9 protein-coding genes are annotated in these 15,723 nt (G+C 36.6%); all 9 read left to right on the top strand.

Going from position 1 to position 15,723, the window contains the following annotated elements:
* Positions 1-3: 3 nt before the first annotated feature.
* The 9 genes from DCC35_RS14765 (at position 4) to DCC35_RS14725 (ending at position 15,720) form a co-directional block, all read left to right on the top strand.
* Complete coding sequence (locus tag DCC35_RS14765; RefSeq protein WP_137091531.1) at positions 4-2,436, top strand: penicillin acylase family protein; 2,433 nt, start codon at positions 4-6, stop codon at positions 2,434-2,436.
* Positions 2,433-2,813, top strand: coding sequence for a hypothetical protein (locus DCC35_RS14760; RefSeq protein WP_137091530.1), 381 nt, complete (start codon positions 2,433-2,435; stop codon positions 2,811-2,813). The genes DCC35_RS14765 and DCC35_RS14760 overlap by 4 nt, the downstream gene beginning before the upstream one ends.
* Positions 2,814-3,199: 386 nt before the next feature.
* On the top strand, positions 3,200-4,000 hold the full coding sequence (locus tag DCC35_RS14755; RefSeq protein WP_137091529.1) for a TIGR00266 family protein: 801 nt from the start codon (positions 3,200-3,202) through the stop codon (positions 3,998-4,000).
* 1,143 nt (positions 4,001-5,143) lie between these two features.
* Complete coding sequence (locus DCC35_RS14750) at positions 5,144-7,933, top strand: TonB-dependent receptor (RefSeq protein ID WP_137091528.1); 2,790 nt, start codon at positions 5,144-5,146, stop codon at positions 7,931-7,933.
* Between the two features lie 74 nt (positions 7,934-8,007).
* Positions 8,008-9,144 carry a phytase gene (locus tag DCC35_RS14745; protein WP_246070034.1) on the top strand — a complete coding sequence of 379 codons (1,137 nt, stop codon included), beginning with the start codon at positions 8,008-8,010 and terminating at the stop codon, positions 9,142-9,144.
* A gap of 1,450 nt (positions 9,145-10,594) precedes the next feature.
* Positions 10,595-11,557 (top strand): SDR family oxidoreductase, encoded by a 963-nt coding sequence (locus DCC35_RS14740; protein ID WP_137091527.1) that lies wholly within the window; start codon positions 10,595-10,597, stop codon positions 11,555-11,557.
* A 128-nt stretch (positions 11,558-11,685) separates the two neighbouring features.
* Positions 11,686-12,513 (top strand): 3-deoxy-8-phosphooctulonate synthase, encoded by an 828-nt coding sequence (kdsA, locus tag DCC35_RS14735; protein WP_137091526.1) that lies wholly within the window; start codon positions 11,686-11,688, stop codon positions 12,511-12,513.
* 8 nt (positions 12,514-12,521) lie between these two features.
* On the top strand, positions 12,522-13,313 hold the full coding sequence (locus DCC35_RS14730) for a polysaccharide biosynthesis/export family protein (RefSeq protein ID WP_137091525.1): 792 nt from the start codon (positions 12,522-12,524) through the stop codon (positions 13,311-13,313).
* Positions 13,314-13,317: 4 nt separating this feature from the next.
* A complete protein-coding gene (locus DCC35_RS14725; protein WP_137091524.1) occupies positions 13,318-15,720 on the top strand; it encodes a GumC family protein in 2,403 nt (800 codons plus the stop codon).
* The last annotated feature ends 3 nt before the right edge of the window (positions 15,721-15,723 follow it).

Here is a 15,723-nt window from a genome sequence, read left to right as displayed (position 1 = left end):
ATTATGAACTGGCTAAGATTTTTTTTCGCTCTAGCCCTGTGCCTGGCATGGGTATATTTTCTTTCAAATCCAATTTCATTAGGAGATACTAATATTCCTCCACCCGGTAAAATAATGTCTGTAAATGAAGGTTTCTGGCAAAATTCCGAACCGGTGGATTCCAACGAAAAGAGTTTTGAAATAACAGTGGATTCTTTAAAAGGGTCCGTTTCAGTAGTATATGACAGTTTGAATATTCCTCATATTTTCGCTGACAATAGGTACGATATGTTTTTTGCCCAGGGTTATGTTACTGCCCGTGACCGTCTATGGCAAATGGATTTCCAGGTTAGAGGGGCAGCAGGCCGAATATCTGAAATCGTAGGTGATGTAGCATTAGATTATGATCGTTCAATAAGGAGAAAGGGCTTGCCAGGTTCTGCAGAAAATGCTGTTCAAGAACTTCTTAGTGATCCCGAAACCCGTGAGGCAGTTCTAGCTTATACATCGGGGGTAAATCAATATATTTCTGAACTGGAAGAAAAGGATTATCCCGTTGAGTATAAAATATTAAATTATGAGCCTGAAAATTGGTCCCCGCTGAAAACTGCCCTATTACTCAAAATGATGGCTAATGACCTGGCTTATAGAAATAACGATTTTCAATACACAAATTTATATAGTAAGCTGGGTAAAGATCTCTTTGATCTGTTGTATCCAGATAGAATGGAGAATGAGGATCCTGTAATTAATCCTGATAGAAAATGGGATTTTGAGGGCTATAAATATGAGTCGTCAACTATTGATTCACTTGCAGAGGTATATCCTAAAAATATGCTTGATCAACCCGATAAGGATAATGGCTCGAATAACTGGGCAGTTTCGGGTTCGAAAACAAAGTCAGGGTATCCTATCCTTGCAAATGATCCGCATTTGAAACTCAGACTTCCAGCTATCTGGTATATGGTCCATTTAAAATCACCGGGATACGATGTTATGGGAGCTTCATTACCCGGGGCTCCGACTGTAATTAGCGGATTTAACAGGGATATATCCTGGGGAGTAACTAATGCAAGGAGAGATTTAGTGGATTGGTATTCTATTCAGTTTAAAAACAAAGAAAGAAAGCAATACTACCACCAGGGAAAATACTACCCAACAAGATCTAAAATAGAAACAATTAAAATTAAAGGGAAAGACGATTTTAAAGATACTGTTATTTACACTCATCACGGACCTGTAATGTATGATCAATCCTTCAAAGGAGACAGTACGAGAATCGGTTTTGCGATGAAATGGATTGCTCATGAAAAAAGCAATGAATTAAAAACCTTTCTCGGATTGAATTCAGCCGAAAATTATGATGACTACAGGGAGTCTTTAGAGCATTATATTTCTCCTGCACAGAATTTCGTTTTTGCTTCCACTAATGGTGATATTGCCATGACCATTCAAGGCAAATTTCCTGTTAAATTTCCTGAACAGGGCAAGTTTATAATGGACGGTACTTCAAGTATATATGACTGGTCTGAATACATTCCTATGGAATATAATGCATCGTCATTAAATCCTGATAGGGGATTTGTAAGTTCTGCTAACCAGGTTCCGACTACTCCTGATTATCCATATTGGTATTTAGGAGGTGATTTTGAATATTATAGAAATAGGGTGATCAATGATAAGCTTTCTTCGATGGAGGAAATCACCATTGAAGACATGAAAGAACTTCAGAAAAATAATCTGGACTTGAAAGCCAGAGAAATATTGCCATGGTTATTAGATACACTTGACCAGTCAGGATTTAATGAAAGGCAGCTGGAGGTTTATAATACTCTCAAGGAATGGAATTTTATGGCTGACCCGGAGAAAGTAGCACCGGTTTACTTTGATATCTGGTATGATACGCTCGATGATATGATCTGGAAGCCAATAAAGAATTTTGAGGGTCCGACAAAAATGCCTGAGTACGGTGTGATATCCTCTTTATTAATTAATGGAACAATAGAGCCATACCTTGACACATTTAATATATCACTAGGTGATTCGATCAGGGAAAGTTTTATTAGATCGATAGCAGTAATTGATACATTAAGATCTCAAAGAAATGACTCTCTTACCTGGGCTTCCTATAAAGATACCTATGCTGAGCATTTGGTTCCGATGTTTAAATCTTTCAATGAAGAACACCTGAATATCGGTGGAGGTAAAAATATTGTAAATGCAACCAGTGAAAATCATGGTCCTGCATGGCGAATGATTGTTTCTCTTGAGCCTGGAAATATCGAAGCATATGCCATCATCGCAGGAGGTCAAAGTGGGAATCCGGGAAGTGTACGATATAATCAATACATTAGAGACTGGGCACAGGGTAAGTATTACCGATTGAATTTTGCAGAGACAGAGGAAAATCTGATTGGAAAAACTTTAAAGCTAGACATTAAACAAGAAACAAAATGAAGACATTTGGATTAACCGTCTTAGTTGGAGTATTAATTTATTTTTTGCATTCATATTTGCCATGGTATAGTCCGATGATCTTTTCAATCCTCGTTTTTGCCATCTTCGAATTGAAACTTGGAAATGTGATCACCGCAGCATTTTTTGGTTCTGTTTTAGCCTCATTGTTAATGACTTTTCTGATTGATAGTGCTAACGAAGCTATTCTTAGTAATCGAATTGCAGGGATTTTTGGTTTGACCTCTGGAATATATTTACATGTTATCACAGCCTTGATTGCCGGTATTAGTGGTATACTGGGAGGCTTTTTAGGATATTCTTTCCGAAGAATGATCGTTAAGCGCAGAAAAGATAATGTGTATTATGGTGGAAGGTGAAAAAAACAAAATTTTAATGTAAACAATGGATTACAAATCCAAGGATAAGGCTTCGGAATTGCAAATTCCAAAGAGCATTGAATAATTATGTTATATTAGTTGATTTAAGAATCTTCTCAATAAAAAGCAGCTGTTCGACATTTGCAATGTCGTACTGTTATCATAGGATCTGTGATCCGAATTGATAGATTACCTTGCCTGTGGAGACACAGCCAAGCAGAAATACTGTCAAGACAAAAATGAATGAGAAGTTATTTCATATACTTCAACAATTGCCTAAGTGATTGCTTAACCACTCATGTAAAAACCACCTCAATATTATCAAATTTTCTCCTTGATTATTATTTTTAAGATAAGTTGAAAATCAAACCAAACCAAAACTAGATATGAGATCGCACGAAATAGATTACGAAATATTCGGTGAGGAAATGCAGTTTGTCGAGATCGAACTTGATCCTCAGGAAGCTGTTGTTGCTGAAGCAGGAAGTTTTATGATGATGGAAACTGGTATCCAGATGGAAACCATATTTGGAGACGGTTCTAACCAGGACTCAGGAGTATTAGGTAAATTATTTTCAGCTGGTAAAAGACTTTTAACCGGTGAAAGTTTATTTATGACTGCTTACCTAAACCAGGGAAGCGGAAAGAAAAAGGTGAGTTTTGCCTCGCCATATCCAGGTCGCATAATTCCTATCGATCTAGCAGAAAAAGGAGGTAAATTTATTTGCCAGAAAGATGCTTTTCTTTGTGCTGCAAAAGGAGTAACCGTAGGTGTTGAGTTTTCTAAGAAATTAGGTCGAGGATTCTTTGGAGGTGAAGGATTCATTATGCAGAAATTGGAAGGTGATGGTATGGCGTTTGTGCATGCAGGAGGAACGATCGTTCGAAAAGAGCTACAACCGGGCGAAGTATTAAAGGTTGATACAGGCTGCCTGGTAGGCTTTTCACAAACAGTAGATTACGATATTGAGTTCGTTGGCGGAATAAAGAACTCTATTTTCGGAGGAGAAGGACTTTTTTATGCTACCCTGAGAGGACCTGGAGCAGTTTATATTCAATCTCTGCCATTTAGTCGTCTTGCATCGAGAGTATTTGCAGCGGCACCTCAAGGAGGAGGAAAGCAAAAAGGAGAAGGTAGTATCCTTGGCGGAATCGGAAACCTACTGGATGGAGATAATAACTTTTAATATAAAATATAATTAACCACCAATCAGATCCCGGTCAGCAATGACCGGGATTTTTTTTAATATACCACTAATTATCTTATTAATACACCGCACAGACTCTAAGGTCTGAAAGAAAAACATCAAGCTGTTTAAATCTTTACCACAGAGAACGCAGAGGACACGGAGGAAATTGCTGACGCAATTTCACTGCTCTTCGAAATGTTAGCGATAGCGTATTTCGTAAGTTAAAATGTAAAAGGATCTAAGATCTGTTTTTACCGTTTCCAAAGGACGAAGACAATGATGGCAGTTTGAAGATAGGTTATTGGTTATTAGAGAATAGTTATTAGTGGGATGCTCAAACAATAACCATTAACCAATATTTATTCACACCACCTTAAACAAAATATCACCGCACAGACTCTAAGGTCTGAAAGAAAAACATCAAGCTGTTTAAATCTTTACCACAGAGAACGCAAAGGACACGGAGGAAATTGCTGACGCAATTTCACTGCTCTTCGAAATGTTAGCGATAGCGTATTTCGTAAGTTAAAATGTAAAAGGATCTAAGATCTGTTTTTACCGTTTCCAAAGGACGAAGACAATGATGGCAGTTTGAAGATAGGTTATTGGTTATTAGAGAATAGTTATTAGTGGGATGCTCAAACAATAACCATTAACCAATAATTATTCACACCACCTAAAACAAAATATCACCGCACAGACTCTAAGGTCTGAAAGAAAAACATCAAGCTGTTTAAATCTTTACCACAGAGAACGCAAAGGACACGGAGGAAATTGCTGACGCAATTTAACTGCTCTTCGAAATGTTAGCGATAGCGTATTTCGTAAGTTAAAATGTAAAAGGATCTTAGATCTGTTTTTACCGTTTCCAAAGGACGAAGACAATGATGGCAGTTTGAAGATAGGTTATTGGTTATTAGAGAATAGTTATTAGTGGGATGCTCAAACAATAACCATTAACTAATAACTATTCACCCCCCCCTCCATTGTTAATTAATCAACAACCAAATATTTCTTCATTGTAAATATTCAGTCCTACGATATAAATTAAAGTATAGGAGACTTAAAATTTATTTCATATTCGGATAAAAGCACGAGTATAACTTGCAGCACAATTACAAACACTCAACAAAACCGAATATGAAAACATTTCTACAATCAATTTTAACAGCACTGACTTTCATTCTGTGCTTTCCTGTTATCGCTCAGGATAATGGAAGAGTACAGGTAAAAGTGGTTGATGAATTTGGCCTTCCAATGCCTGGAGCAACCGTATTGCTCGAAGGACCAATAAAAAAAGGAAACATAACTGATGCCTCAGGTGACCTGATCATGCAGGCATTACCGGAAGGGAAATACCAGCTTACTCTAACTTATATTGGCTATGAGTCAATTAAAGAGGATATATCAATAGAATCAGGTGAAACGACCACTCTTACCTACGCACTTTTTCCTTCGATTACTGTAGGAGATGAAGTTGTAGTCATCGGTGACCGACTTCGCGGACAGGCCAAGGCTCTGAATAAGCAGAAAAATAACTCTAACATCACAAATGTTGTTTCTGCCGATCAGATGGGACGTTTCCCTGATGCCAACATGGGAGATGCACTTAAAAGAATTCCAGGGATAACTATTCAGAATGATCAGGGTGAAGCACGTGATATTATCATTAGAGGTATGGCTCCTCAGTTGAATTCAGTAATGATCAACGGAGAACGTATCCCTTCTGCAGAAGGAGATAACAGGCAGATTCAGCTTGATTTAATCCCCTCAGATATGATTCAGACTGTAGAGGTAAACAAAGCAGTACTTCCTGATATGGATGCTGATGCAATAGGAGGCGCCGTTAACCTGATCACAAGACAGGCTCCTGAAGATTTCAGGCTTTCATTAACTGCAGGTAGTGGTTTAAATTTTCTTACTGAAAAGCCGATCTACACTGGAGGCCTGGTAATTGGAGACCGTTTTGCAGGAGGGAAGCTTGGAGCAGTGCTTTCCGCTTCTTATTACGACAATGACTTTGGCTCTGAGAATGTAGAAGGTGAATGGTTTGAAAATGAGCAGGGAGATGCCGTTCTGGGAGAGTTTGAATCAAGAAATTACTTCGTAAGAAGAGCGCGAAGAAGTGTTTCACTGGATATGGATTACCAGATAAATGAAAACAATACTATTTTCCTTTCTACAATGTACAATTGGAGAGATGACTGGGAAAACAGGTTCGCAAATGGATACAGTGATCTTGATGAGGCATTTCAAGATGGATTAGTTACGGAAATATCAAACGGAGTTTATCAATTACCAGGACGTGTTGAATACGAAACCAAAGGAGGTGATAATAGCAGTAGAAATAAGAACAGAAGATTAGAAGATCAGCGAAATAGAAATATTCAATTAAGAGGTGAGCATATATTAAATGGATTGATCATCGATTGGTCGGTAAATTATGCGAAAGCCTCTGAAGAGAGACCAAACGAGCGCTACATCAGCTATCGATCTAGTGGATTGCCCGTAACTATGAATGTAACGAACCCTGAATTCCCGATTGTATCCTTAAATGATATTAATGATCAGTACGGAATCGAATTCAGAGAGATTTCTGAAGAATATCAATATACATTTGACAGAGATATCAATTCAAGATTAGATTTCAAATTTCCTGTTGGAAAAAAATCAGTAGTAAAATCAGGACTTAGATACAGGAATAAGCATAAAGAGAGAGAAAATAATTTCTTTTTCTATGAACCTGTAGATATGGAAGCTTTTGGAAGCACTCTGGGAGCAATTTCTGAACTAAGAAATTTAAATGATCCTGATTTTCTTCCTGGAAGCAAATACCAGCCAGGTGATTTTGTATCGCAAGATTTTCTAGCAAGATTAGATTTGAATAACCCGGCGTTATTTAACAAAGAAGATGCTTTAGATGAATATCTTCCTGGTAACTATACTGCTGATGAGCAATTATATGCAGCTTATGCGATGGTCGATCAGCAGTTTACGGAGAATCTTTCAGTGATCTTTGGGTTCAGAGTTGAACATACAGAGATTGATTATACCGGATATGCCCTCAATGTTGATGAGGAAACTTTTTTCCAGACGAATGGATCTGATAGTTATACAAACTACCTACCTGGTATACATGTGAAATATGACCCGAATAATAAGACAGTTCTTCGATTCGCATGGACAAATACCCTTGCCAGACCAAACTATTATGACTTGGTTCCTTATGCTGAATTTTCTCCCGATGATGAAGAATTAGTAAGAGGAAACCCTGCTTTAAAACCAGCAACTGCAATGAATTTTGATTTGATGGCTGAGAGATATTTCGAATCAATTGGTATGATGTCAGGAGGTCTGTTTTATAAGAATATAGATGACTTTAACTATAGCAGATCAATTGATAATTATGATGATCCTCAATTTGGTGATGGTCTGGAATACACAACCTTTGATAACGGCGGAAATGCACAGGTATTTGGTGTTGAAGTAGCTTTTCAAAAACAGATATGGAAAGGACTGGGCTTGTACGTGAATTATACATACACTCAATCATCTACAGAAGGAATTGAGGGAAGAGAAGATGATGATCTTGAATTACCAGGTACTGCAACACATATGTTCAATGGATCATTAAGCTATGAAACAAGCAAGTTGGTGTTGAGAATCTCAGCTAACTATGCTGATGACTATATTGACGAATTAGGTGGAGACTCTTTCGAGGATAGATTTTACGATAAGCAATTTTTCCTTGATGCCAATGCTTCATATGCTTTTAATAAGAATTGGAGAGTTTTTGCAGAAGCGAATAATCTGACAAATCAACCACTAAGATACTATCAGGGAATTCCTTCCAGAACGATGCAGGTAGAATATTACAATTCGAGATTCACTTTAGGTGTTAAATACGATTTATTTAAAGCCAATAATTAATTTTTAATGAATGAGTGTGGACCGGGTGACCGGTTCACGCATTTTTATTTGGGAAAGAAAGAAGAATTAAAATCATGATGATCAAGACACACACCAGGATTTATTTGTTTGCAGGATGGATCCTTCTGATTATAACCTCATTAATGAGTTGCGGTAAATCTAACGGAGCAAATATTACTGAAGAAAAAGTTTCAGATTCGATTTCAACCAGATTAAAACCCACTTATGTTACAGATACAGTTAAACATGATACTGATGATCCTGCTATTTGGATCAATCAGGAAGCCCCATCTAAAAGCCTGATTATTGGTACTGATAAGGGTGGAGAAGCAGGAGATGGAGGATTATTTGTATTTGACCTGAAGGGAAATCTTGATACTATTAAAACAGTTACAGGTATTCAAAGACCAAATAATGTTGATATAGCTTATGGATTAGAGTATGTTGGTAATGAATTGGATATTGCTGTCACTACAGAGCGGTATACAAATAAGATCCGGGTATTTTCTCTTCCGGAAATGAAGCCAATCGACAAAGGTGGTATCCCTGTTTTTGAAGGAGATACATTAAAAGATCCAATGGGAATTGCTTTATATACAAATCCTGAAACAAAGGAGATTTATGCAATAGTGGGAAGAAAATCAGGTCCTAAAAATGATTATTTGTGGCAATATAAGCTATCTGTCAACGATAGTGGAGTAGTAAAAGGGAAGTTAGTTAGGAAATTCGGTCAGTTTAGTGGGGTTAAAGAGATTGAAGCGATTGCAGTGGATAATGAATTGGGATTTGTTTACTACTCAGATGAAAATGTTGGTGTAAGAAAATATTACGCCCATCCGGATAGCAGCAATACAGAACTCGCACTTTTTGCCACCGAAGGTATAAAAGATGATCACGAGGGAATCAGCATCTATAAAAAAGGTGATAAAACCGGCTATTTGATTTTAAGTGATCAGCAGGCAGGAAGATTCATTGTTTTTCCAAGAGAAGGAACATTAAGTGATCCACACAACCATAAAAAAATCTGTGCAATACCGACAATGAATTTAGAAAGTGATGGCAATGAGGTGACATCTGTCGCTGTCAATGAGGAATTTCAAAATGGATTTTTCGTTGCCATGTCAGATGATAAGACATTTCAGATCTATGACTGGAAAGATTTTCAAAAGGTTATTGATCTGGCAATAAATGAAAATACTGAAGTTCAGTGACAATAAGTTTAGCATTTTTGGGCACACCACGATGAAACTCTGTTACCCTGGTTTGAGTCCTAACGAACCAGAACTCTGTCGCCCTGGTTTGTGTCTTCACGAACCAGATTAAAATTAACAACCAATCATATCCCGGTCAGCAATGACCGGGTTTTTTTGTAATACACCGCTAATTATCTAATTAATACACCACAAAGAAGCTAAGGTCACAAAGTCAAAGACCCTGACAAGCGATAGCTTCGTCATGGGAAAACAGCAAGCTGTTTTGATTTTTCACCACGGATAGCCCAAAGAACACGGAGGAAATTGCTGAGGAAATTTATAATACTCTCTCACTGGCGCCAGCGTCGCGCTGGTGCCTTATAATTATAACAAAATAACTTTATTAAGTTCTGCCCCTTACAAACAGATTTCTCCTTGCTGATACGCCTTTCGGCTCACAGGACAAGACGAGCGAAATGACGGGTATGGGTTGTTATCTAATTCTCTAAATACAGATTTTAAAAATTAAAAGTATTACCCCTGACTCGAATAAAAAAAATCACCGCAAAGATGTAAGGCCGCAAAGAAAAACAGCAAGCTGTTTAAATCTTTACCACAGAGGACATGAGAGAATTCATCAAGATGCTTTAATTAATCGAAGTAGAAACATTTTTCTCAATAGATACAGTTCATTCAAACATCAAAGATTGAAGATTGTCGTCTGGAAGCTTAGGACATAAAGAAAAGTTTTCACAAAAAGTTCGGAAAACGAGAAGCAAAAGGAATACTGAAATTACAATCCAATAAAATGCAACTTAGAAAGGCGCGGTGGGTATGACAATATCGCGAGGGTGGGGAGCTTTGAGAGGCAGGAGGTTTGGTATTGTCTTGATTTTTTGGTCCATTTTTTATCAAGAAAAAAGGACAATAATATTTTAAACCCATTTCTTATAGAGGAATCAAAATAGAAAAATTATCTATTTATTTAATGTCATAAGAATCTTTAATACCAACCACGAAGAAAATTCATCCTACAATCCTTACATCCTATAAATCCTAGTTCAGACAAAGACAATCAGAAAGCACTGAAAAACCAGCTGTTCAACATATTCCACAAGGCATGTCCAACCTCAATATCAGCAATTCCAAACTGCATTTATCTTAGATTCGAGATACGCTATCGCTAACATCTCGAATAGCGAATTTTCGATTTAAATGTTTTGTAGGGGCGTAGCATGCTACGCCCCTACAAAACATTTAAATTTTGAGACTAATTATATTCTAGATATCTATTCAGAAATACAACACTAATCAGGGATGCTCAATGCTCAACGAATAACCAACCCCCAATAACTAATCCCCTAATCAATACCCACATTTTCATTAATAATTAATAAGTTTGCTTTTTGAATAGAAGTGAAGTTGATAGGTGTGGATCGGGAATTACTTTTTAGGAATAAGCTAAAGAATGAATCAAAAGAAAATCGTTGTTACTGGTGGTGCCGGATTTATCGGTTCAAACCTGGTAGAAGCACTTCTCAAAGATGAAAGAGTTTCTAAAGTTTTGGTAATTGATGACCTGTCAAATGGTTATTATGAAAACATAGAACCTTACAAATCAAATCCAAAATTTGAATTTCAAAAGGAAGACATAAGGAACTACGATAAGATGGTCGAACTGACTGCCGGATATGATGCGATCTCACACCAGGCAGCTTTAGGATCAGTTCCACGTTCGATTGAAAATCCGATGCTTTCCAACGAAGTCAATGTCGATGGAACAATTAATATCCTTCATGCTGCGGTTAAGAATGATATTGATCGGGTAATCCTGGCTTGTTCTTCCAGTACCTATGGAGATAGCAAAGAACTTCCTAAAGTTGAAGATAACATCGGCAAGCCCTTAAGTCCCTATGCAGTAACAAAATATGCAGTTGAACTTTATGCTGATGTTTTTCAAAAAGCTTATGGATTGAATTACATCGGATTCAGATACTTTAACGTGTTTGGGCCAAAGCAAAATCCTGATAATCCGTATGCTGCGGTTATTCCGATTTTTTGTAAAGCATTTATAGAGGGAAAGGAGCCAACGATCAATGGTGATGGAAAAACTTCAAGGGACTTTACCTTTGTAGATAATGCGGTACAGGCTAATATTCGAGGGATATTTACCGAAAATAAAAATGCTCTAAACGAAATCTACAATATGGCCTGTGGTGAGCAGACTACATTAAATGAAATGGTCGAGATGCTCAGGGAAATAACAGGAAAAGATATCGAAGCGATTTACGGACCGGAAAGACCCGGAGATGTAAAGCATAGTAAGGCAGATATATCAAAGATCAGCGATCATCTGGATTATAAACCAACAGTGAAATTCAGGGAAGGACTCGAAAAGGTTTATCAGTGGTATGTTGAGAAGTATTCCTGAAAGTGTTTGTCAGAATTTCATAATTTTCAAAAAAGGAGCTAAATAATTATATTTCATATAGAATACTGTCGTTAGGCTTATTAGTATTTAAAGCCAAAAACAGTTAGATTTGCTCAAAATAAGTCTTCATGGAGAGATATAAGCAACCAGTAAAAATAACAGATAAAGTAATTTTAGGAGGGGAAAAGCCTGTATTATTATCAGGCCCATGTGCTGTTGAGAATTGGGATATTTGCGCAGAGGTGGCCGAACACATGAAAAAGGTTTCAGAAGAAACCGGGTTCAGTTATGTTTTTAAAGCCTCTTATGATAAAGCGAACAGGACCAGTGCAGATTCTTTTCGAAGTATTGGAGTAGATGAAGCTCTCAGGATCTTACAAAGAATTAAAGACGAATTTGATCTTCCTATCGTTACTGATATCCATGAAACCCATGAAGTAGCACCTGTTTCTGAGGTTGCTGATGTTCTTCAGATTCCGGCCTTTTTATGCAGGCAGACCAGTTTGTTGATGGAAGCCGGTAAGAGTGGTAAGGCTGTTAATATCAAAAAGGGTCAGTTTATGGATCCCCAGGGTATGCAGTTTGCTGCAGAAAAAGTAAACTCGATCAATTCCGACAAAGCATTTTTAACAGAGCGAGGAACTACTTTTGGATATAATAACCTGGTAGTGGATATGCGTTCACTTCCTGTAATGAGGCAGTTTGCTCCGGTAGTATTTGATGTAACACATAGTGTACAGCAACCGGGAGGACTTGGAGGTAAGAGTGGAGGTCAGCGACAGTTTGCTCCATATTTAGCAAAAGCAGCGGCTGCTGCTGGGGTGGATGGATTTTTTATCGAGACGCACCCAGAACCATCAAAAGCATTGAGTGACGGACCAAATATGGTTCCACTTGCAGAGATGGCTAAATTTTTAACACAATTAAAGACCATTTGGTCATTGTCAAACGAATAAAACCGTTAATGAAATTTTTTAATACGGCATTTTTATTTTTGATCATAATTACGAGTTCATGTGTTACCAATAAGAAGGTACAATACATGCAACACGATGATGTGAATGCAAGACAACATTCACTTCCCACGGATACGGTAGTACGAACCTACAATCTTCCTGAATATACTTATTTAATTCAGCCAGAGGATGTGTTGTCTATCCGAATTCAAAGTTTGACAGGCGAAGAATATGACTTTTTTGCCAGAGCTCAAAATCAAGGAAATCAAGGTGCAGCAAATCGAAATCAGAGTATGATAGGTGAATTAGTCGATCCGGAAGGTATGATCGATTATCCTGTAGTGGGTAGGCTTAAAGTTTCCGGTAAAACAATATTTGAGGTACAAGATGAAATTAAAGAATTAGCTGGACAATACGTAGCTGAACCTGTAGTGAGAATTCGTATTTTAAATTTTAGATATTCAATTTTAGGAGAAGTAGATAATGAACAAACGATAACAGTACAGAACCATAGAGTCACCTTACCGGAAGCTATAGCATTAGCAGGTGGGCTTGGTGAACTTGCTGATAGAAGTCAAGTAAAATTAATACGATCTAATGGGGGTGTAACTAAAGTGGTATATGTCAATTTGCTTGAGGAGGATATTATGACTTCACCTTATTACTATATTCATCAAGGGGATATTTTAATAATTCCACCATTAAGGCAACGTCCAATGAGAAGATATTTCGGTCAAAATTTGGCATTGTTTGTCTCTACTGTGTCAGTTGTTTTGTTAGCTATTAACTTAATTAATTAATTCTGTGGCTGATATAGATTTTAAAGATTTCGAAAGTGAACAAGATACTACTGTAAAATCACCCGGAGGAGGATTTCATATAGATATAAAAAGAGTTTTTTCTAGGTCCTTAAAATTCTGGTATTTGATTATTTTATCAGTACTAGCCGCCTTAACAATAGCTTATTTTATCAATCTATATACTATAAGAATATATAACGTCACTTCTTCCGTAATTATAAAGGAGACTCAAAGTGAATTAAATGGAGCTAAGCTTTTATATAATAATCCATTTGTAAATAATTATAAAAATTACCTGAATGAGTTATATATTTTACGTTCTTATCCTCTCGTAAATCAAACCCTTGAAAATCTTAATTTTGAAGTTTCAGTTTTGAGAGTAGGTGATTTTAAAACCAAAGATTTCTATAATAATTTCCCCTTTGAATTTTACCTGGTAGGCAATAAAAATAAAGCGTATGGCAAATCTTTAAAATTATCAATAATTAATGATCGATATTTTGGACTTGCTAATAATTCAGGCGAAGAATTAGATAATTCAGATTTCACCCAATTTCAAATTGGTGATACAATTAGCTATAAGGGAATTAAATTAGTTGGGCGTAAAACGAATGTTTCAATAAATTCTTATAAGAATATTAACTATACCCTAAGTTTTAAAAAACCATCTAGTATGGTCTGGGGATATGTTAGAAGGCTTAAGGTGAGTTGGGCTGAGCAAGGTAGTGGTGTTGTTGATATTTCTATGACAGGCCCTTATCCCCATAAAGATATTGCATTTATTAGAGGCATAGTTGAGAATTATGTCAATTATTCAATAAAGAAAAAGAGCCAGGCAGCAAGCAGATCTATTCAATTTATTGATGAACAGTTGGAAAATATTTCTGATTCTCTTGTGTTTTTTGAAGGGCAATTGGAAAGGTTTAAACAAAGCAATGGAATAACCAATCTTGATGCAGAAGCTGAAAGGATATATCAAAAAATTGATGATCTGGAATCAAGAAAAACTGAAATTATAGCCAAAGAAACCTATTATGATTACTTGGTGAAATACATTGAAAACGGAGAGAATTTAGACCAGATTATTTTACCATCATCTGTGGGGATTGAAGACGCTTTGTTAACAAATCTTGTTAATAAGATTGTAGACATTCAGTTAGAAATGAATACTGCCCTGGTTAATGGAGGTGAAAAAAACCCTTTATACATTCAAGGCAAACAGCGAATAAAAAATATACAATCAAATATTATTGAAAGTGTAAGAAATTTAAGGCAGACAAATGATATTACTGTCAATCATTTAAATACACTTATTTCAGGCTTAGAAAGAGAATTATATAAGTTACCCATTGCCCAGAGAAAGCTGATTAATATTCAACGTAATTATAACTTACTGGAAGGTTTATATACATATCTTCTGCAGAAACGTGCAGAAGCAGGGATTTCAGTAGCTAGTACAACTGCTGATGTAGATATGGTTAACCCACCTATGCAACGAGGAGGCGCGATAGTACCTCAGCCTACCAGAAATTATGCAATAGCAGGAACAATCGGGCTAATTCTTCCATTAGCTTTATTTGTATTACTGGAATTATTAGATAATAAAATTCAGTCTAAAGAAGATATTGATAGAATAACAACAATCCCTGTTATTGGAGGTATTGGTCATACAGATATTGAAGGATCTTTGGTGGTTGCTCAAAAACCTAAGTCAGCCATTTCCGAGGCCTTTCGATCAGTTCGTACGAACTTGAATTACTTTATAGGTCAGAAAGATAAAAAGGTTATCATGGTGACTTCCTCTATTGCGGGAGAAGGGAAAACATTTACCAGTTTAAATCTTGCGACTATTATGGCCTATGCGGGAAGAAAAACTGTGATAATTGGAGCTGATTTGCGTAAACCAAGGATTTACGATGATTTGAATTTATCCAATGACCAGGGGTTAAGTACATATTTGTCAGGAATGTCTGAAATGCAAAATGTTATTCAGGAATCTGAGATTGAAAATTTATTCCTTATTTCAGGTGGACCGGTACCACCAAACCCAAGTGAATTGTTAATGAGCAAGCAATTCGGTAGCTTATTAAAAGAATTACATCATGATTTTGATAATATCATAATTGATACACCACCAGTTGGAATAGTTGCAGATGCATTGGAAATTACTAAACATGCTGATCATACTCTTTATATAGTCCGGCAGGGTTATTCTCCAAAAAATGTGCTTAGAACCTCTCAGGAAATTTATGAAAAAGGATTGCTAAGAAATGTGAGTATCATACTTAATGATATTAGAAAAGGTGGTATGGGGTATGGCTACGGCTATGGTTATGGCTATGGTTATGGTTATGGCTATGGCTATGGGAATAAGAAATCATCACAAGGAGGTTATTACGAAGAATAAAAT

This window comes from Mangrovivirga cuniculi (assembly GCF_005166025.1).
In the GTDB taxonomy this organism is placed as follows: domain Bacteria; phylum Bacteroidota; class Bacteroidia; order Cytophagales; family Cyclobacteriaceae; genus Mangrovivirga; species Mangrovivirga cuniculi.
This window is presented reverse-complemented; position numbering and strand designations above follow the sequence as displayed.